Genomic DNA, 19,641 nt, shown 5'->3' with positions numbered 1-19,641 from the left:
TCAAAGCTGAAAGCGGCCCACCATGTTCTTCAGGTCATGGGACAGGCCTGACAGCGACTGGCTCGCCTCATCGATCTGCCCGGCGCCTTCTGAGGTCTGGATCGACAGGTCGCGGATGTTGACCAGGTTGCGGTCGATTTCGCGGGCCACCTGGGCCTGTTCTTCCGAGGCGCTGGCAATGACCATGTTGCGCTCGTGGATCAGGGAAATCGCCGCGCTGATTTCATCCAGCGCGGTGCCAGCCGTCTTGGCGGCGTCCAGCGTGGTCAGCGCCTGATCGTTGTTGGCCTGCATGGTTTCGACCACCTTGGCCGTGCCTTGCTGGATGGCCGCGACCATCAGTTCGATTTCCTGGGTGGAGGTCTGGGTACGCCCGGCCAGCGCTCGTACCTCGTCGGCCACCACCGCGAAACCACGCCCCGCCTCGCCGGCACGGGCCGCTTCGATGGCCGCGTTGAGGGCCAGCAGGTTGGTCTGTTCGGCCACGCCACGAATCACGTCGAGGATCTTGCCGATGTCCTGGGAATGGGCCGCCAGTTCTTTGACCTGCTCGGAGGCGTCCTCTACCCGCTCGCCCATCCGCTGAATGGCAATGATAGTGCTGTCGACACGCTGGCGTCCCAGCTGTGCGGCCTTGGTGGAGTCGTTGGAGGCATCGGCCGTGGACACGGCATTGCGCGCCACTTCCTCCACCGCCGCGGTCATTTCGTTGACCGCAGTGGCGGCCTGCTGGATCTCGGCATTCTGGTTATTCAGGTCGCCGGAGGTCTGGTTGGTGATGGCAGTCATTTCTTCCGACGCTGCCGCCAGTTGGTGCGACGAGTCACCGATCAGGCGCAGGGTGTCGATCAGGCTCTTCTGCATGTTCACCAGCGAATGCAGCAATTCGGCGGCCTCGTCCTGGCCTTCGACGTTGATGCGCCCGGTGAGGTCGCCCTTGGCGATACGACCGGCCGCCACCACCGCTTCTTCCAGCGGTTTGACAATGCTGCGGGTCAGCAGCCAGGCCAGCGCAACGGTCAGCAGGAACACAATGACCAGCACCGCGATGGTGGTCTGGATGGCGGTGTCGTAGCTGCCCTTGGCCGCCGCGGTATACAGCGCCGACTCCTGCAGGTTGATTTTCACCAGCTCGTTGAACAGGTCGCCGGTCTGGTTGGACAAGTCCTGGATCTGACCGTTGAGCAGCGCCATCATGCCCTGGGTGTCACCTTGGTCAGACAACGCCTGGTAGCGCGACAATTGCTCCTGGTAGCGGGAAACCACGCTTTGCAACTGCGCGAATTGCGAGCGCGCAGCCTCAGGCACGATCGGCGCATAACCCTGGATGGCCTTGTCGAGCTCGCCGCGCAGGAAGGTCATGCGGTCCAGCACCGGGCGCACTTGCGCCGGGTCACGATTGAGCATCAAACGGAAGGTGAGTACGCGAATGCCCAGCGAGTTATCGCGGATGCTGCCCAGCCAGCGCGTACCGGCGTGTGACACTTCCTCGGTATGGATGACCGCCTCGCGCATGTGCGTGATCTGGTTCATCGAGAAAATACCGAAACCGAGCATGAGCAGACTGATCAGGCCAAAACTGAGGAAAGCACGGGTCGAGATGCGCAGCTGACGAACGTTCATTGGGGGCTCCAGGGGGATAACTCGCCCTGTAGTCATCGGCCTGGGGGACTACAACTTGAACGTACCGTTTCGACCATTTTCAAACACTTGACTGCCGCGTGACGATATCCACGAACGCCTTGGCCATGGCCGAGGTGTTAGCCTTGCGCTGCACCAGCCATACCGAGGTGATGGCCTCCGGGTCGAGCAGCTTGCGATACACCACGCCGTCGATGCGCATCGACTGGTAAGAGGCGGGCAATACCGAAACGCCCAGACCGGCCGACACCAGGCCGATGATGGTCATGGCCTCCCCGGCTTCCTGGGCGAAGTGCGGGCTGAACCCCGCCTGGGTTGCCAGGCTGATCAACTGGGCATACAGGCCGCTGCCGTAACTGCGCGGGAAGAACACGAAGGGTTCCTGGGCCAGTTCACGCATGTACAACCCGGCGTCGCTGCCCTGGGCCAGCGGATGGTCAGCATTGAGCACCGCCACCAGCGGCTCGCTGAACAGCTCCACCCACGTCAGCGAGTCGGGCAGCGGCAACGGGCGAATCAGGCCCACCTCGATGGTTTCATCCACCAGCGCGTCGGCCACGCCCTTGCTGCTCATTTCCTCAAGGTTGAGGTGCACCGCCGGGAAGGCCTGGCGGAACGCGTAAATGGCCTTGGGAATACCGCAATTGAACGGCGCCGACGAGGTAAAGCCGATCTTCATTTCACCCAGCTCACCCAACTGCGCGCGGCGGGCGACATTCGCCGCCTTGTCCACTTGCGCCAACACCAGGCGTGCTTCCTCCAGAAACAGCCGCCCGGCCTCACTCAGCGCCACCCGACGGTTGGTGCGCTCGAACAACCGAGCCCCCACTTCTTGTTCCAGTGCCTGGATCTGCTGGCTCAAGGGTGGTTGGGAAATGCCCAGCAGCTCTGCGGCGCGGCCAAAATGCAGCTCTTCGGCCACAGCAATGAAATAACGCAAATGTCGCAGTTCCATGGCGGCCTCGATTAGGTCGTTAAAGCTATCAAACAGGTCGAACAATATATTGGAAAGAATGATTAGCCCGCTATAAGCTTTTTGTACTGACTCTTTCAATTGCCCTTCCGAGGCCTTGCGTGAAAACTGCCGCTGCACCTCAGCACCAGGAAATCCCCTCTACCACCCTTGCCGACGTTGCCTCGCACCTGAGCGAAGCCTACATCGAGAAAGGCACGCCGCTGTTCATGCGCACCGTGCTGGCGCTGTTCTCCGGCGGATTCGCCACCTTCGCGTTGCTGTACTGCGTACAACCGATGATGCCGATCCTGTCCAAGGAGTTCGCCATCAACGCCGCCCAGAGCAGCCTGATCCTGTCGGTGTCCACCGGCATGCTGGCCATCGGGCTGCTGATTACCGGCCCCATCAGCGACGCCATCGGCCGCAAGCCGGTGATGGTCTTCGCCTTGTTCGCCGCCGCCCTGTGTACCCTGGCAAGCGCCATGATGCCCACCTGGCAGGGCGTGCTGGTGATGCGCGCGCTGACCGGCCTGTCCCTGAGCGGCCTGGCCGCCGTGGCCATGACCTACCTGAGCGAAGAGATTCACCCGCAGCACATCGGCCTGGCCATGGGCCTGTACATCGGTGGCAACGCCATTGGCGGCATGAGTGGGCGCTTGATCAGCGGCGTGCTGATCGACTTCGTCAGCTGGCACACGGCAATGATGGTCATCGGTGGCCTGGCGCTCATCGCGGCGCTGGTGTTCGTGAAAATCCTGCCTGAGTCGCGTAACTTCCGCCCGCGCAAAATGAACCCGCGCGGCCTGCTGGAAGGCTTCACCATGCACTTCAAGGACGCCGGCCTGCCGTGGCTGTTCCTGGAAGCCTTCCTGCTGATGGGCGCCTTCGTCACCCTGTTCAACTACATCGGCTACCGCCTGCTGGCCGGCCCATACCACATGAGCCAGGCCCTGGTGGGCCTGTTGTCGGTGGTGTACCTGGCCGGCATCTACAGCTCGGCCAAGGTCGGCGCCCTGGCCGACCAGCACGGCCGCCGCAAAGTGTTCTGGATGAGCATCACCCTGATGTTCGCCGGCCTGCTGGCCACCCTGCTCAGCCCGTTGCCGGTGATCATTGTCGGCATGCTGATGTTCACCTTCGGCTTCTTCGGCGCCCACTCGGTGGCCAGCAGCTGGATTGGCCGGCGGGCGACCAAGGCCAAGGGCCAGGCTTCTTCGCTGTACCTGTTCAGTTATTACGTGGGGTCGAGCGTGGCGGGCACCTTGGGTGGGGTGGCCTGGAATTATGCAGGGTGGAATGGGGTTGGGGTGTTTATTGGTGGGTTGTTGGTGGTGGCGTTGATGGTGGCGGCGCGGTTGGCCAGGTTGGCGCCGTTGGGCAAAGTCACTTGAACGGTACTGCCCCCCTTGCTAAGGTTCGGCCTCGGGCTCTTACAGAGCAGGGGTACTGGGTGTCACGGCGATATCGACTCAGTACTGCGGATGCGCAAGGCTCGCCGGCCTTGAGGTAGCGGCAACCGGCAACATCGGTTGGCTTTCGACCCCTTTCGAAGATCACCTTCGGACGTGCTAAGCGAGTGCTGCGACTACCAGCCCGGCTTCATTGCAAAGGCGCGTATGGCGCCTTTGCCATTTTCAAGGTCTGGACTGAGCAACCGAGGGGCGCTCGCCCATTGCTTGAGATCTTTTTTCGCGCCACGCCATCCAATCACCGACCACCGACGGGAATCGGTCGTGCTGCTCCGTCCACCTCCTCAATGCTGGGTCAATCCACCCAATTAATTCCAAAATATCCTCATGCAGAGCGTGTAGTGGATTCCACAGCAACGGCTCGTGATGGAAGCAACGATTACGAAAAGTTCTAGCCGCATTTAAGCGAGATCGAATAACATCAGGGCGACGACGGTGACTCGGACAATAATGAAACACCCTCATCAGCGGTTTGGAAATATGCGTTATTGATGAACGATTGAACAGCGTAGTCCAAAATCCGAAACTCAATTCTGCGACGATATCATCGTGACCAAAACTCCGACGACGACGTCCCAAATCCCGTTTTGCCTCACCAATTTTACGGTATAACGCCTGAAAAGCCGGCATATCGAGATCTGCCCACTCTTCGTACCAATTCGAGCGCTTATACTCAAAGATCATTTCTTTCTGAATACCGTTCCGAACAGCAACTTCCAGCACGTGAAATATACACACTAAAGATTCAGCCAGTCTCATGTTGTGAGTATATGCCTCAACAGCATGGCCAACCTCACCATCATGACAGTTCAAATACCGAGACGTCCTCGGCGTTGACAGCCTTGCTTCTAATATTTGCCATGCCATTGACCACCAAAACTCCTAAGCGCTTCAATATTGATAATTACAATAATCATACGCACGCTATGCCTAATGCTAGAGTGAAGCTGTTTCAAATTATTTGAGAGTTTGACTATCCTGACGGGACTCAGTAGCCTTGCATTACTGCCCTAGCACCTCCACTCCCGGGCTGAAGAAACGGTGAAGAGACTAGGTATGTCATGGCCCTGCATTGCAGGGCCTTCTCGTTTCTGCCCCCCCCCGTCCGCTCGCCGATGCCATCCATCCCACCGCTGCCGCCAGACTGGGGGTGCCTTCGCGTGCACTGAAAACAGCGCAACCTGCGGCAGCAGGCGTTCACAAAGTGCGGGGGGTTACATCTGCTCACGCTTGGAGGCGGGTTGGTCCTACAAAATCTTTATAGAATCCGAAAGTCTTGAAGGACATTTCCCAAAGGCCGGAAGTGGGGTTGTTGAGGGGGAAGCGTAGCCGCATAGTCCGCAGCGTCGCGCTTTTTGCGGCTTGGATTTAGCAGTCCAAATCACATTTATCTTTCGCAGCTCGCTTACTGGAAGCGTTTAGACCTTCTATGGCGACTGTGTGCGGGGCACCTGTGGGTGCGCCGGGATGAGTGTGACCGGTCTGCTAACCCGCATGCAGTTGCCACCCGATTCGTTTTAGCAGCGGACAGTGGCGCCATTCACTCAAAAAGGAATTTTACGATGTCACGTTTCGTTTCGGTTGCCAGCAACTTCACCTCGCACCCCATCCTCCACCTCGACGCCCAAGCCCCCATGGCCGACCTGCTGGAGTTCACCGACGTGCGCATGCGCGCCGCCAACAACATGCTCAAGAGCCTGGCGTGCCTGAACGCCAACGCCACTGAGGATTCCGACCTCAGCCACTTTGCCCTGGCGGCCTATCTGCTACTGGAGCCAGGCTGCGCGGCGCTGTACATCCTTGATCAGCGCAGCCATGCCGGGGAGGCGCTGCGCTAGCGGCGGCGGCACACCCTGTCAGCGCGCCACCCACATCCGCCGCAACACCGGCTTGCCCACCACCTCATGCTTCACCACCGCCAGCACATGCAGCGCCACCAGCATCCCAAGCAACCCATTGCACCCGGCATGCAGGGTATGGAAACGATGGTCCCACACCGGGTCCGTAATCGGCTGCGGCAGGGTCACCCAGCCAAACACCTGGATGGGCCGGTCCATCATCAGCACGCCCGTCACCAGAACCAAGGCGGTGACGGCATAGATGACGTTGTGGATAACTCCCGCCAGCCGCTCGCCCGGCCGGTGCCCGTGGTCGCGCAAGTGGCGCAGGCGCAGCCAGGTGCGCACGGCGAACACGGGGATGAACAGAATCGACAGGGATACGTTGACGCCGGCAATGGTGGCCTTGAACGTGGGCGTCACGTCGAGCAGCATTACCGAAAAGCCCATCACCAGCGCCCAGATGATGAACGCCGCGGACAGCCAGTGCAGGGCTAGCTGGGCTGGAGTGTAGTGTGTAGATGCCATGATTAGGCCACCCTTCTTGCGAGACCGGCATGCTACCGCAAATGAGGATGAAAATACTTCTTGATCATTAGTTTTTATGACCCGCGTACTAAAACGCCCGGCACGGGCCGGGCGTTTTTGGTTCAAGCGAAACGCTTTACTGGTGGTACTGCGCCGAGAACTCGTGCACCGCGTTGATGAACGCACCGGCGTGCTCCGGGTCCACTTCCGGCGTGATGCCATGGCCCAGGTTGAACACGTGGCCGGTGCCATTGCCGTAGCTGGCCAGGATGCGTGCCACTTCGGCGCGGATGGCTTCGGGCTTGGCGTACAGCACGGTAGGGTCCATGTTGCCTTGCAGGGCCACCTTGCTGCCCACGCGGCGACGGGCTTCGCCCAAATCGCACGTCCAGTCCAGGCCCAGGGCGTCGGCACCGGCGTCGGCGATGCTTTCCAGCCACAGGCCGCCGTTCTTGGTAAACAGGATGACCGGCACCTTGCGGCCTTCGTGCTCGCGAATCAGGCCGCTGACGATTTTCTTCATGTAGGCCAGGGAGAACTCCTGGTAGGCCGCAGCCGACAGGTTGCCGCCCCAGGTGTCGAAGATCTGCACCGCCTGGGCGCCGGCCAGGATCTGGCCATTGAGGTAGCTGGTGACCGATTGGGCCAGTTTGTCCAGCAGCAGGTGCATGGCCTGGGGGTTGTCGTAGAGCATGGCCTTGGTCTTGCGGAAGTCTTTCGAGGAGCCGCCTTCAACCATGTAGGTGGCCAGGGTCCAGGGGCTGCCCGAGAAGCCGATCAGCGGCACGCGGCCGTTGAGCTCGCGGCGGATGGTACTGACCGCGTCCATCACATAGCCCAGGTCCTTTTGCGGATCGGGGACGGGCAGCGCTTGGATGTCGGCCAGGGTGCTGACCACTTTCCTGAAGCGTGGGCCTTCGCCAGTCTCGAAGTACAGGCCTTGGCCCATGGCGTCGGGGATGGTGAGGATGTCGGAAAACAGGATGGCGGCGTCGAGCGGGTAACGCTCAAGCGGCTGCAGGGTGACTTCGCAGGCGAACGCCGGGTTCATGCACAGGCTCATGAAATCACCGGCCTTGGCGCGGCTGGCGCGGTATTCAGGCAGGTAGCGACCGGCCTGACGCATCATCCACACGGGGGTGACGTCGACGGGTTGCTTGAGCAGGGCACGGAGGAAACGGTCGTTCTTCAGGGCAGTCATGGGCGCATCCGGCAGATAAGTACCGGCATTTTCCCAGACTGGAACGCAAAAGGCACGGCGTGCGCCGTGCCTTTTATCTATTGGGGCGATTTGACTCACCCTGTAGCCGCAGCCTGGCGGCAGCGGCTACAGCGGTCACACTTCCAGGTAGTCCAGGATCCCTTCGGCGGCGTTGCGGCCTTCGAAGATGGCCGTTACCACCAGGTCGGAACCGCGCACCATGTCGCCCCCGGCGAAGATCTTCGGGTTGCTGGTCTGGTGCTTGAACTTGCCTTGTTCCGGCGCAACAACGCGGCCCTGGCTGTCGGTCTGGATGCTGAACTGCTCGAACCATGGCGCCGGGCTTGGGCGGAAACCGAACGCGATGACCACGGCATCTGCCGGGATGATCTCTTCGGAACCCGGAATAGGCTCGGGGCTGCGACGGCCACGGGCATCGGGCTCGCCCAGGCGAGTTTCGACGACCTTGACGCCTTCAACCTTGTCTTCACCAACAATGGCGATAGGCTGGCGGTTGTAGAGGAATTTCACGCCTTCTTCCTTGGCGTTCTTCACCTCTTTGCGCGAACCCGGCATGTTCGCTTCGTCACGGCGGTAGGCACAGGTAACCGCCTTGGCGCCCTGGCGGATGGAGGTGCGGTTGCAGTCCATCGCCGTGTCGCCACCGCCCAGTACCACGACCTTCTTGCCTTTCATGTCGACGAAATCTTCCGGCGACTTTTCAAAGCCCAGGTTGCGGTTGACGTTGGCGATCAGGAAATCGAGCGCATCGTGCACGCCCGGCAGGTCTTCGCCCGGGAAGCCGCCCTTCATGTAGGTGTAGGTGCCCATGCCCATGAATACGGCATCGTATTCTTCGAGCAGTTGCTCCATGGTGACGTCCTTGCCCACCTCGGTGTTCAGCCGGAACTCGATGCCCATGCCGGTGAAGACTTCGCGACGATGGCTCAGCACGCTCTTTTCCAGCTTGAACTCGGGGATGCCGAAGGTCAGCAGGCCACCGATTTCCGGGTTCTTGTCGAACACCACCGGGGTCACACCGCCACGCACCAGCACGTCGGCGCAGCCAAGGCCGGCCGGGCCGGCGCCGATGATGGCGACGCGCTTGCCGGTTGGCTGGACTTTGGACATGTCCGGGCGCCAGCCCATGGCGAACGCGGTGTCGGTGATGTACTTCTCCACCGAACCGATGGTCACCGCGCCGAAGCCGTCGTTAAGGGTGCAGGCACCCTCGCACAGACGGTCTTGCGGGCACACCCGGCCACACACTTCGGGCAGGGTGTTGGTCTGGTGCGACAGCTCGGCGGCGGCGAGGATGTTGCCCTCGGCCACCAGTTTCAGCCAGTTGGGAATGAAGTTGTGCACAGGGCACTTCCATTCACAGTACGGGTTACCGCAACCCAGGCAGCGGTGGGCCTGGTCGGCCGACTGCTGGGGTTTGAAGGGTTCGTAGATTTCCACGAACTCTTTCTTGCGCTGACGCAACAGTTTCTTCTTCGGATCCTTGCGCCCGACCTCGATGAACTGGAAGTCATTATTCAGACGTTCAGCCATTTCTAAAACCTCTTAAATGCAGCTTCAAGCCATAAGCTTCAAGCTGCAAGACAATCACGTTCCGCAACACTCAACACTGCCCAGCTTGCAGCTTGCAGCTTAAAGCTTGCAGCTGCTTTTACTGGGGGTTGGCACGGGTGCTGGTCAGCAGGGATTTCAGGCTCGCAGCCTTGGGCTTGACCAACCAGAAACGACGCAGGTAGTCGTCCAGGTTCTCCCAGACGTTACGGCCCCACTCGCTGTCGGTTTCTTCCACGTACTCAGCCAGAACGCGCTGAATGTGGCTGCGGTAGGCTTCCATCGCCTCGCCGCTGATGCGCTGGATTTCCACCAGTTCGTGGTTGACGCGGTCAACGAAGCTGTTGTCCAGGTCCAGCACGTAGGCGAAACCACCGGTCATCCCGGAGCCGAAGTTGTAGCCGGTCTTGCCCAGTACACAGACAAAACCACCGGTCATGTATTCGCAGCAGTGATCGCCAGTGCCTTCCACCACGGTGTGGGCACCAGAGTTACGCACGGCGAAACGCTCGCCTGCGGTACCGGCGGCGAACAGTTTGCCGCCAGTGGCGCCATACAGGCAGGTGTTGCCGATGATGGCGCTGTCCTGGGTCTTGAACGGGCTGCCTTTTGGCGGAACGATCACCAGCTTGCCGCCGGTCATGCCCTTGCCCACGTAGTCGTTGGCGTCGCCTTCCAGGTACATGTTCAGACCACCGGCGTTCCACACGCCAAAACTCTGGCCGGCGGTGCCGTTGAAACGGAAGGTCACCGGCGCGTTGGCCATGCCCTGGTTGCCGTAAGCACGGGCGATTTCACCCGAGATACGTGCGCCGATGGAACGGTCGCAGTTGCAGATGTCCAGGCGGTAGTCGCCGCCGGACTTGGCCGCGATGGCGCCTTTGGCCAATTCCACCATTTGCTCGGCCAGCAGGCCCTTGTCGAACGGCGGGTTGCGGTCCACTTCGCAGAATTGCGGCTTGTCGGCCGGAATGTGCGAGCTGCCCAGCAGCGGCGTCAGGTCCAGGTGGTTCTGCTTGGCGGTCTGGCCTTCCAGCACTTCCAGCAGGTCAGTACGGCCGATCAGTTCGCCCAGCGAGCGCACGCCCAGCTTGGCCAGCCACTCGCGGGTCTCTTCTGCCACGTAGGTGAAGAAATTGATGACCATGTCGACGGTGCCGATGTAGTGGTCCTTGCGCAGCTTGTCGTTCTGAGTGGCTACACCAGTGGCGCAGTTGTTCAGGTGGCAGATACGCAGGTATTTGCAGCCCAGGGCTATCATCGGCGCGGTGCCGAAGCCGAAGCTTTCAGCGCCCAGGATGGCTGCCTTGATCACGTCCAGGCCGGTTTTCAGGCCACCGTCGGTCTGTACCCGCACCTTGCCGCGCAGGTCGTTGCCGCGCAGGGTCTGGTGGGTCTCGGCCAGGCCCAGCTCCCACGGTGCGCCCGCGTACTTGATGGAGGTCAGCGGCGAAGCACCGGTACCGCCGTCATAGCCGGAAATGGTGATCAGGTCGGCGTAGGCCTTGGCCACGCCAGCGGCGATGGTACCCACGCCGGCTTCCGCCACCAGTTTCACCGAGACCAGGGCAGCCGGGTTGACCTGCTTGAGGTCGAAAATCAGCTGCGACAAGTCTTCGATGGAGTAGATGTCGTGGTGCGGCGGTGGCGAGATCAGCGTCACGCCTGGCACTGCATAGCGCAGCTTGGCGATCAGGCCGTTGACCTTGCCGCCTGGCAGCTGGCCGCCCTCGCCCGGCTTGGCGCCCTGGGCTACCTTGATCTGCAGCACTTCGGCGTTGACCAGGTATTCGGGGGTTACACCGAAACGGCCGGTAGCCACTTGCTTGATCTTGGAGCTCTTGATGGTGCCGTAGCGGGCCGGGTCTTCGCCGCCCTCGCCGGAGTTGGAACGTGCGCCCAGGCGGTTCATGGCCTCGGCCAGGGCTTCGTGAGCTTCTGGCGACAGCGCGCCCAGCGAGATACCCGCCGAGTCGAAACGCTGCAGGATGGCTTGCAGCGGCTCGATCTCGTCGAGGGCCAGCGGGGTGTCCAGTTCCTTGACCTTGAACAGGTCACGGATCATCGACACCGGGCGGTTGTCCACCAGCGCGGTGTATTCCTTGAACTTGGCATAGTCGCCCTGCTGCACGGCGGCTTGCAGGGTGTTGACCACGTCAGGGTTGTAGGCGTGGTATTCACCACCGTGCACGAACTTCAGCAGGCCGCCTTGCTGGATTGGCTTGCGCGCGCTCCAGGCTTCATTGGCCAGTGCCTTCTGTTCGGCTTCGATGTCGACGAAACGCGCGCCCTTGATGCGGCTTGGCACGCCACGGAAGCTCAGGTTGCACACTTCTTCCGACAGGCCAATGGCTTCGAACAGCTGCGCACCACGGTACGAGGCCACGGTGGAGATGCCCATCTTCGACAGGATCTTGAGCAGGCCCTTGGTGATGCCCTTGCGGTAGTTCTTGAACACCTCGTAGAGGTCGCCCAGCACTTCACCGGTACGGATCAGGTCGCCCAGCACTTCGTAGGCCAGGAACGGGTAGACAGCCGAGGCGCCGAAGCCGATCAGCACGGCGAAGTGATGCGGGTCGCGAGCAGTGGCGGTCTCGACCAGGATGTTGCTGTCGCATCGCAGGCCTTTCTCGGTCAGGCGGTGGTGCACCGCGCCGGTGGCCAGGGATGCGTGAACCGGCAGCTTGCCCGGGGCAATGTGACGGTCGCTCAGCACGATCTGGGTGTGACCGGCGCGCACGGCTTCTTCGGCCTGGTCGGCGATGTTGCGCACGGCCGCTTCCAGGCCAACGCTCTCGTCGTAGTTCAGGTCGATGATCTGCCGCTCGAAGCCTGGCAGGTCCAGGTTCATCAGCGAGCGCCACTTGGCCGGGGAAATGACCGGCGAGCTGAGGATAACCCGCGAAGCGTGCTCAGGCGACTCCTGGAAGATGTTGCGCTCGGCGCCCAGGCAGATTTCCAGCGACATCACGATCGCTTCGCGCAGCGGGTCGATTGGCGGGTTGGTGACCTGCGCGAACTGCTGGCGGAAGTAGTCGTACGGGGTACGCACGCGCTGGCTCAGCACGGCCATTGGCGTGTCGTCGCCCATGGAACCCACGGCCTCGTAGCCCTGCTCGCCCAGTGGGCGCAGCACCTGGTCACGCTCTTCGAACGTAACCTGGTACATCTTCATGTACTGCTTGAGCTGCTCGGCATTGTAGAAAGCCGAACCGTGGTCATTGTCTTCCATGGTGGCCTGGATGCGCAGGGCACTCTTGCGCAGCCATTGCTTGTACGGGTGACGCGACTTCAAGCGGTTGTCGATGGCGTCGGTGTCCAGGATCTGGCCGGTTTCGGTGTCCACGGCAAAGATCTGGCCCGGGCCTACGCGGCCCTTGGCAATGACGTCTTCAGGCTTGTAGTTCCACACGCCGATTTCCGACGCCAGGGTGATGTAGCCGTTCTTGGTGGTCACCCAGCGCGCCGGGCGCAGGCCGTTGCGGTCCAGCAGGCACACAGCATGGCGCCCTTCGGTCAGCACTACGCCGGCCGGGCCGTCCCACGGCTCCATGTGCATGGAGTTGTACTCATAGAACGCCCGCAGGTCGGGGTCCATGGTTTCCACGTTCTGCCAGGCTGGCGGAATCAGCATGCGCACGCCACGGAACAGGTCGATGCCGCCGGTAACCATCAGTTCCAGCATGTTGTCCATGCTGGAGGAGTCCGAACCCACGCGGTTGACCAGCGGGCCCAGCTCTTCCAGGTCCGGAATCAGGTCGTTGGCGAACTTGGTGCGACGGGCCTGGGCCCAGTTGCGGTTGCCGGTGATGGTGTTGATCTCGCCGTTGTGGGCGAGGAAGCGGAAGGGCTGAGCCAGTGGCCACTTCGGCAGGGTGTTGGTGGAGAAGCGCTGGTGGAATACCGCAATGGCAGTCTTCAGGCGCTCGTCGCTCAGGTCCGGGAAGAAGGCGGTGAAATCCGCCGGCATCATCAGGCCTTTGTAGATGATGGTCTTGTGCGAAAAGCTGCAGATGTAGTGGTCGGTGTCGGCGGCGTTGGCCACGGACGAGCGACGACGGGCGCTGAACAGCTTGATCGCGAACTCCTGGTCGCTCAGGCCTTCACCGCCGATGTACACCTGCTCGATTTTCGGCAGGCGCTCAAGGGCCAGGCGGCCCAGGACGCTAGTGTCGATGGGCACCTGGCGCCAGCCGATCAGGTTCAGGCCGGCTGCCAGGATTTCGCGGTTCATGTTCTCGCGCGCAGCATCGGCGCGGGCGTCGTCCTTGTTCAGGAACACCATGCCCACGGCATATTGCTTTGGCAGTTCGACGCCGAAGGTTTCCTGGGCGATGGCGCGCAGGAACTGATCGGGCTTCTGCATCAGCAGGCCACAACCGTCACCGGTCTTGCCATCCGCGTTGATCCCACCGCGGTGGGTCATGCAGGTCAGCGCTTCGATGGCTGTTTCCAACAGGTGGTGACTGGGCTCGCCAGTCATATGGGCAATTAGCCCAAAGCCACAGTTGTCCTTGAATTCATCGGGTTGGTACAGACCTGTTTTCATAGACACTTTCTCACCAGGCTGCCCCCTGAGGGGACAAATTTCTTTTCAATTCAACCGCTTACCAACCGCGCCGAACGTACGCCAGCTTTGCAGGGGCAAAAGGGAGGTCATTGTACACAGCGACAGGGTCGCCCACAAATTCGAGCGGCGATACCGCGCAAAATCATGTCGCAATTCTATAAGTTTTAAGCAAAGGGTTGTGGTAGCAACGTTGCTTGAGTCTGAAGCTTATCAGCCTGGACTGCAATGGGGGGTAACCATGGACAGTCTGGGACACAAAAGCCTGCCGCGTTTTACGCAGCAGGCTTGGGTCGTATCAGGAGACGCTCAGCGAGGGTGGCGGGGTGGTGCCACCGGGCCAGGCTGCAACCGCTATCGGGCTGCAACCTGGAGGCATTCAGCGCGTCGATGCCAGGTCTTGTTGGACGCTGGCGACACTTCTAGGCCAAGGTTTACCAGCCTGGACCTTCGCTGGCAAGTTCTTGATGGCGGCAACGGCTGCATCGCGGCTTGGGAAGCTGCCGTAGGTGATGACGTAAAGCGGCTTGCCTTGCAGGGTTTTCTTGAAGTAGCGGTACTCGCCGCCCTGCTCTTTCACGTAGTTCTGCGCGGTGGCTTCGTTGCTGGTGCCCAGGATCTGCACCACGTAGTTGCCGGCGGCCTGGCCCTTGTACCAGCCACTGCCTACGGCAGGTTTGGCGGCAGCCACTGGCTCGGCTTTCTTCTCAACGGCCTTGTGCTCTGGCTTGGCGACGCTGGCCACCTGTACCGGCGCCTTGTGCACCGGCGCTGGGGCAGGAGCTGGGGCTGGATGAGCGGCGGCAACCGGTGCCGGCGCAGGGACCGGCACAGGTGTGGCGGCAGGGCCTGCCGGCACGCCAGGTGGCGGCGCGGACGTGGTCACCGTAGGTGGCGGGGTGGAACCGTTGGCAATCGGCGTACCTTCGTCGCCCTCGCCTGCACCGGCGGCCTCGGCCAGCGGGCCGCGCATCACAGGTTGCGATTGGCCGACCAGCGGCAATGGCATGGGCTTGGAATTGCCGGCGAACTCAATGGCGGCGTTGCTGCCATCCTGGTTCGGCTGGGCATTGCCTGGCGTGCCCTGGCCCAATGGCAGCTGCGCTTGCTCGGTGGCGGGCGCGGTGGGTGCGTTGGCCGTCTTGCGGCCCGGCAGCAATGCCGCCGCTGCCACGGCGATGACGACAACCCCGGTCAGTGCCAGTACGTGTTTTTTCGGCATTTTGAACCCCATAGATGGACGCTTAACCGCCGAGCGGCTAGCGATCATGGCCTCGATCATTGCATCACGGGCGACCTGGTTGATTGCGCCTGGCCAGCCTTCTGAGTTTTCGTGAATGTCGGAAATCTGGTCATTGGTAAACAGTTGGATCCCCTGCCCTGCCCCTTCCAGTCGCTGGGCCAGGTATTCGCGGGTTTCCTCGACGCTATACGGTTGCAGCTCGATAACGTGGAACAGCTCCTGCTCGCCGCTCAGGTGCTCCAGCCCGTCGATTACCGACACTTCGCCGAACAGGAACACGTGCGGGCGACCTTCCGGCGTACCGGCTGCCAACGTTAGCAGGGCTTCGAGTGCGGATTCGTCAAGTTGTTCCGCATCGTCCACCAGCAGGTAGACCTCCTGGCCGGTGAGAGCAAGCTGCACCACCTGTGCCAGAATGTTCTGGGTGTCGGCCTTGGCAACGTTGAGCGCCTGCGCCACCTGGGCCAGCACGCTGGTCACGTCACCGGCGCCACGCGCCGAAACCACCACGCTCTGCACCGACTGCTTGTTGGTGCTGGCCACCAGCGCCTGGCGCAGCAGGGTCTTGCCGCTGCCTTCAGGGCCGGTTACTACCAGCAACAGCTGGCTGTAGCGCGCCAGGTGGTGCAACTGCCCCAGCACCGGCTTGCGCTGGGCAGGGAAAAACTTGAAGCCCGGCACACGGGCCGCAAAGGGGTCATGGTCCAGTTGGTAGTGGCCCAGAAAGGCCTCATCGGCGTGCAGTGTCATCGAACTCTCTTAACCTCAAAGCGAAGCCGCGATGGCGCGGTAATCCGCCGCCAGCGTGGCTTGTAGAACTTCAGTCGGATAATCGTCGGTCACCACGGCTTCACCGAGGTGGCGCAACAACACCAGGCGCATACGGCCATCGATGACTTTCTTGTCAACGGCCATGTGCTGGAGAAACTGTTCAGGGGTCATGTCGGCCGGCGGCACCACCGGCAAACCTGCGCGCTGCATCAGGCGAATGCCGCGATCACGAGCCTGCTGGCTGATCCAGCCCAGGCGCATGGACATTTCCAGAGCCATCACCGTGCCAGCTGCCACGGCTTCGCCATGCAGCCACACACCATAGCCCATCTGGGTTTCAATGGCATGGCCAAAGGTGTGGCCCAGGTTGAGGGTGGCGCGCACGCCGGTTTCCCGCTCGTCGGCATTCACCACTTCGGCCTTGGCCTCGCACGAGCGCTTGATGGCATGCGTGAGGGCGGCCTGGTCCAGGGCGCGCAGGGCGTCCATGTTGTCTTCCAGCCAGCCCAGGAACGGCTCGTCGCAGATCAGCCCGTACTTGATCACTTCCGCCAGGCCGGCCGACAGCTCGCGCGGTGGCAGGGTTTTGAGGCTGGCGGTATCGATCAGCACGGCGTTGGGCTGGTAGAACGCGCCAACCATGTTCTTGCCCAGCGGGTGATTGATGCCGGTCTTGCCGCCCACCGACGAATCGACCTGGGACAGCAGCGTGGTAGGCACCTGGATGAAATCGACACCGCGCTGGTAGCAGGCGGCGGCAAAACCGGCCATGTCGCCGACCACGCCGCCGCCCAGGGCAATCACCGTGGTACGGCGGTCATGACGGGCGGTCAGCAGCGCATCGAAGATGGTCTGCAGGGTTTCCCAGTTTTTGTGGGCTTCGCCGTCAGGCAGCGCCACCGACATCACCGAGTAGGCACCCAAGGCGCGGCTCAGTTGTTCCAGGTAAAGGGGACCGACGGTCTCGTTGGTGACAATGGCCACTTGTCGGCCAGCAATGTGCGGTGCCAGCAGTTCAGGCTGGCCCAGCAGGCCTTCGCCAATGTAGATCGGGTAGCTGCGCTCACCCAGTTCGACCTTGATTGTCTGCATGTTTCCCCACAATGAAGCCGGGCCCGTCGCCCTGTCTCAGTATTTATTATTTGTCGACATGCCCCCTGGCTGGCAAGCCATGGGGGATGCCGAGAATAGCCTATTTGCGTCCATGCTCAATGACGATTGCGTCAGCGTGGTGGCAACTGCGCCAGGCGCTCGAGAATGTCCAGCACCACCATGCGCGGCGGCCGCTCGTCGGTTTCCACGATCAGGTCGGCGATCTCGCGGTAAAGCGGGTCGCGCACGGCCAGCAACGCGCGCAGCGTGCCCGCCGGGTCGGCAGTGCGCAGCAGCGGACGGTTGCGGTCGCGGGCCGTACGGCCTACCTGCTGCTCTACCGAGGCATGCAGGTACACCACCCGACCACCGGCATGCAGGGCCACGCGGTTTTCACCGCGCATGACCGCGCCGCCACCTGTGGCCAGCACCAGCCCGTCATGGCCGCACAGCTCGGCCAGCATGGCCTGCTCGCGGTCACGGAAACCGGCTTCGCCTTCCTGATCGAATATCCAGGGAATGTTCGCGCCGGTGCGCAGTTCAATTTCCTTGTCGGAATCCTTGAACGGCAACCGGAGCTCTTTGGCCAGCAATCGGCCAATGGTGCTCTTACCGGCACCCATTGGCCCAACAAGTATCAAATTTCGCACAGAATCAACGACTCACAGCAATCGCCTGGTTATTCATGATACGCGGAGTGAGGAACACCAGCAGCTCGGTTTTTGCCTCAGACACGGTATCCGATCGAAACAGGCGGCCAAGATACGGCACATCACCCAAAAAGGGCACCTTGCTCGTCGTTTTAGTTTGCGTATTGGAGAAAACACCGCCAATTACCACTGTTTCGCCATCATTGACGAGGACCTTGGCTTTCACCTCGTTCTTCTTGATGGGCGGCACATCGTTGAGCTCGTTGGCGTAGTCGGGCTCATCCTTGTTGACCTTCACGTCCATGATGATGCGGTTGTCGGGCGTGATCTGCGGGGTCACCTCCAGCGACAGCGAAGCCTCCTTGAACGCCACCGACGTGGCGCCGCTGGACGACGACTCCTGGTACGGCACCTCGGTGCCCTTGATGATGCGCGCGGTTTCCTTGTCCGAGGTCACCACCTTGGGCTGGGACACCACCTCACCGTTGCCGGTGGCCTCCATGGCGCTGAGCTGCAGGTCCAGGGTGAGGTTGTTGGACACATAGCCCAGGCCGATGCCGGAGGTGGCACTGGTGGCACCCAGGTCAACAAAGGTGTTGGTGCTGGTGGTCTGGGTACCCGAAACCGTCCAGCGGTTGCTGCCCGAACCGTTCGTCGCGCCGCTCCAGCTCACGCCCAAACTCTTGTCGTAGTTGACGTTGGCTTCGACGATACGCGCCTCGATCATTACCTGGCGTACCGGTATGTCCAGCTGGGCAACGATACGGCGCAGCTCGTCGAGACGGTCCTGGGTTTGGTAGGCAATAATATTGTTGGTACGGTCGTCGACGGTGATGGAGCCACGTTCGTCCGTCTTGGTCTTGGAATTGGTCACCGACTGGAACAGCTTGGCAATGTCGGAAGCCTTGGCGTAGTTGACCTGCAACAGCTCGCGGCGCAGCGGCGCCAGCTCTTCGATCTGTTTCTGCGATTCCAGCTCCTGGCGCTCGCGGGCGGCAATTTCCGCCGCCGGCGCTACCAGCAGCACGTTGCCGACCTTGCGCTTGTCCAGGTTCTTGGTCTTGAGCACCAGGTCCAGCGCCTGGTCCCATGGCACGTTCTGCAGGCGCAGGGTGATGCCGCCCTGAACCGTGTCACTGGCCACCAGGTTGAGGTTGGTGAAGTCGGCGATCAGTTGCAGCACCGAGCGCACGTCGATGTCCTGGAAGTTCAGCGACAGCTTTTGCCCGGTGTAGACAAAGCGGTCCGCGTTCTTGCGGGCAATGTCCTCGGCTGTAACCTGGCGCACGCTGACGGTGAGCTTGTTGTCGGTCTGGAACACCGAGTAGTCGAAGGTACCGCCCGGCTCGATGGTCACGGTGGCGGTATCGGCGGAGGCCGTGGAGTTGACGAACTGCACCGGCGTGGCAAAGTCCTTCACGTCCAGGCGCACGCGCAAGGGGTCAGGCAGTTGGGTCTTGGGGAAGGTCAGGACGATCTTGTTGCCCTGTTCCTGAATGTCGGGGCTGATGGACGGGTCGCTCAGGTCGACGACCACATTGCCTTCACCCTGCTCGCCGCGCTGGAAATCGACGTTGCGGATGGCACGCCCCGCCGCTTGCGCGTAGACCGGGCGCGACGGCGCAGCGCTGGCCACGGCTGCACGCGGCGCGGCGCCGGCAACTGCGGCCGTGGCCGGTGCATTGCCGCCCACCAGGCTGTTGGCACCCTGGCCGATCATCACGTACAGGTTGTTGCCTTCCACCCGCGTGCCATAGGGCGCCAGGTTGGTGAGGTTGATGATCAGCCGGGTGCGGTCCTTGGCCTCGACCACCGTCACGCTGCGGGCGTTACCCACCCCCAGGTCACGGGTCTTGGTGGCCAGGCCGTTGCTCACGCCCGGCAGGTCCAGGGCAATGCGCGCGGGCTGGTCAGTGGTATAGCCACGAGGCGCCGGCACCGGGGTGTCGAACGTCAGCTTGAGCTCCACCCGATCCCCTGGCAACGCCGCTACATCCAGTGTTTTCAGGGTGGCCGCCATCAAGGCAGGCGAAAGCAACGCCATCCATAGCGAGAGACCAAGGGCTGAAAGCATCCTATTCATTATCGAGTTCCACTATGCGTGCGTGACCAGG

General features: G+C 61.7%; 13 protein-coding genes. 2 read left to right on the top strand and 11 right to left on the bottom strand.

Annotation, left to right across the window (positions count from 1 at the left end; all coding sequences use genetic code 11):
• On the bottom strand, positions 1-1,623 hold the full coding sequence (locus tag PMM47T1_RS09525; protein WP_008368063.1) for a methyl-accepting chemotaxis protein: 1,623 nt from the start codon (positions 1,621-1,623) through the stop codon (positions 1-3).
• Positions 1,624-1,702: 79 nt separating this feature from the next.
• The gene (locus tag PMM47T1_RS09520) at positions 1,703-2,596 is read right to left on the bottom strand and encodes a LysR family transcriptional regulator (protein ID WP_008368061.1); all 894 of its coding nucleotides are present in this window, start codon (positions 2,594-2,596) and stop codon (positions 1,703-1,705) included.
• A gap of 119 nt (positions 2,597-2,715) precedes the next feature.
• Between PMM47T1_RS09520 and PMM47T1_RS09515 the strand changes: the two genes are divergently transcribed.
• Positions 2,716-3,987 carry an MFS transporter gene (locus tag PMM47T1_RS09515; RefSeq protein WP_008368058.1) on the top strand — a complete coding sequence of 424 codons (1,272 nt, stop codon included), beginning with the start codon at positions 2,716-2,718 and terminating at the stop codon, positions 3,985-3,987.
• Positions 3,988-4,230: 243 nt separating this feature from the next.
• Here the strand turns inward: PMM47T1_RS09515 and PMM47T1_RS29015 are convergent, their stop codons facing one another.
• Positions 4,231-4,824, bottom strand: coding sequence for a hypothetical protein (locus tag PMM47T1_RS29015; protein ID WP_238536610.1), 594 nt, complete (start codon positions 4,822-4,824; stop codon positions 4,231-4,233).
• An 803-nt stretch (positions 4,825-5,627) separates the two neighbouring features.
• Here PMM47T1_RS29015 and PMM47T1_RS09510 point away from each other — a divergent pair.
• Complete coding sequence (locus PMM47T1_RS09510; RefSeq protein ID WP_008368054.1) at positions 5,628-5,903, top strand: hypothetical protein; 276 nt, start codon at positions 5,628-5,630, stop codon at positions 5,901-5,903.
• Positions 5,904-5,921: 18 nt separating this feature from the next.
• Here PMM47T1_RS09510 and PMM47T1_RS09505 read toward each other — a convergent pair whose 3' ends face one another.
• The 8 genes from PMM47T1_RS09505 to pilQ all read right to left on the bottom strand — a co-directional run bounded on the left by PMM47T1_RS09505 (position 5,922) and on the right by pilQ (position 19,610).
• A complete protein-coding gene (locus PMM47T1_RS09505) occupies positions 5,922-6,431 on the bottom strand; it encodes a cytochrome b (RefSeq protein ID WP_008368052.1) in 510 nt (169 codons plus the stop codon).
• Positions 6,432-6,567: 136 nt separating this feature from the next.
• Positions 6,568-7,632, bottom strand: coding sequence for a uroporphyrinogen decarboxylase (gene hemE / locus PMM47T1_RS09500; RefSeq protein ID WP_008368049.1), 1,065 nt, complete (start codon positions 7,630-7,632; stop codon positions 6,568-6,570).
• A 135-nt stretch (positions 7,633-7,767) separates the two neighbouring features.
• On the bottom strand, positions 7,768-9,186 hold the full coding sequence (locus PMM47T1_RS09495; protein WP_008368046.1) for an FAD-dependent oxidoreductase: 1,419 nt from the start codon (positions 9,184-9,186) through the stop codon (positions 7,768-7,770).
• A gap of 118 nt (positions 9,187-9,304) precedes the next feature.
• Positions 9,305-13,753, bottom strand: a complete 4,449-nt coding sequence (gltB, locus tag PMM47T1_RS09490) for a glutamate synthase large subunit (protein ID WP_008368043.1) — start codon at positions 13,751-13,753, stop codon at positions 9,305-9,307.
• A gap of 397 nt (positions 13,754-14,150) precedes the next feature.
• The gene (locus PMM47T1_RS09485; RefSeq protein WP_008368041.1) at positions 14,151-15,764 is read right to left on the bottom strand and encodes an SPOR domain-containing protein; all 1,614 of its coding nucleotides are present in this window, start codon (positions 15,762-15,764) and stop codon (positions 14,151-14,153) included.
• A 15-nt stretch (positions 15,765-15,779) separates the two neighbouring features.
• Positions 15,780-16,877, bottom strand: coding sequence for a 3-dehydroquinate synthase (gene aroB / locus PMM47T1_RS09480; protein WP_008368039.1), 1,098 nt, complete (start codon positions 16,875-16,877; stop codon positions 15,780-15,782).
• A 131-nt stretch (positions 16,878-17,008) separates the two neighbouring features.
• Positions 17,009-17,527 (bottom strand): shikimate kinase AroK, encoded by a 519-nt coding sequence (aroK, locus tag PMM47T1_RS09475; protein WP_008368036.1) that lies wholly within the window; start codon positions 17,525-17,527, stop codon positions 17,009-17,011.
• Positions 17,528-17,531: 4 nt separating this feature from the next.
• Positions 17,532-19,610, bottom strand: coding sequence for a type IV pilus secretin PilQ (gene pilQ, locus PMM47T1_RS09470; RefSeq protein ID WP_008368034.1), 2,079 nt, complete (start codon positions 19,608-19,610; stop codon positions 17,532-17,534).
• Between the last annotated feature and the right edge of the window lie 31 nt (positions 19,611-19,641).

This window comes from Pseudomonas sp. M47T1 (assembly GCF_000263855.1).
Classification (GTDB): domain Bacteria; phylum Pseudomonadota; class Gammaproteobacteria; order Pseudomonadales; family Pseudomonadaceae; genus Aquipseudomonas.
Note: the sequence above shows the minus strand (reverse complement) of the source record. Positions and strands in the feature narration are given on the sequence as shown.

Coding starts and splice junctions, on each gene's coding strand:
- hemE (WP_008368049.1), bottom strand. CDS start 7,632: ATGACTGCCCTGAAGAACGACCGTTTCCTCCGTGCCCTGCTCAAGCAA.
- PMM47T1_RS09495 (WP_008368046.1), bottom strand. CDS start 9,186: ATGGCTGAACGTCTGAATAATGACTTCCAGTTCATCGAGGTCGGGCGC.
- PMM47T1_RS09525 (WP_008368063.1), bottom strand. CDS start 1,623: ATGAACGTTCGTCAGCTGCGCATCTCGACCCGTGCTTTCCTCAGTTTT.
- PMM47T1_RS09485 (WP_008368041.1), bottom strand. CDS start 15,764: ATGACACTGCACGCCGATGAGGCCTTTCTGGGCCACTACCAACTGGAC.
- PMM47T1_RS09520 (WP_008368061.1), bottom strand. CDS start 2,596: ATGGAACTGCGACATTTGCGTTATTTCATTGCTGTGGCCGAAGAGCTG.
- aroB (WP_008368039.1), bottom strand. CDS start 16,877: ATGCAGACAATCAAGGTCGAACTGGGTGAGCGCAGCTACCCGATCTAC.
- PMM47T1_RS09510 (WP_008368054.1), top strand. CDS start 5,628: ATGTCACGTTTCGTTTCGGTTGCCAGCAACTTCACCTCGCACCCCATC.
- PMM47T1_RS29015 (WP_238536610.1), bottom strand. CDS start 4,824: ATGAGACTGGCTGAATCTTTAGTGTGTATATTTCACGTGCTGGAAGTT.
- gltB (WP_008368043.1), bottom strand. CDS start 13,753: ATGAAAACAGGTCTGTACCAACCCGATGAATTCAAGGACAACTGTGGC.
- pilQ (WP_008368034.1), bottom strand. CDS start 19,610: ATGAATAGGATGCTTTCAGCCCTTGGTCTCTCGCTATGGATGGCGTTG.
- PMM47T1_RS09505 (WP_008368052.1), bottom strand. CDS start 6,431: ATGGCATCTACACACTACACTCCAGCCCAGCTAGCCCTGCACTGGCTG.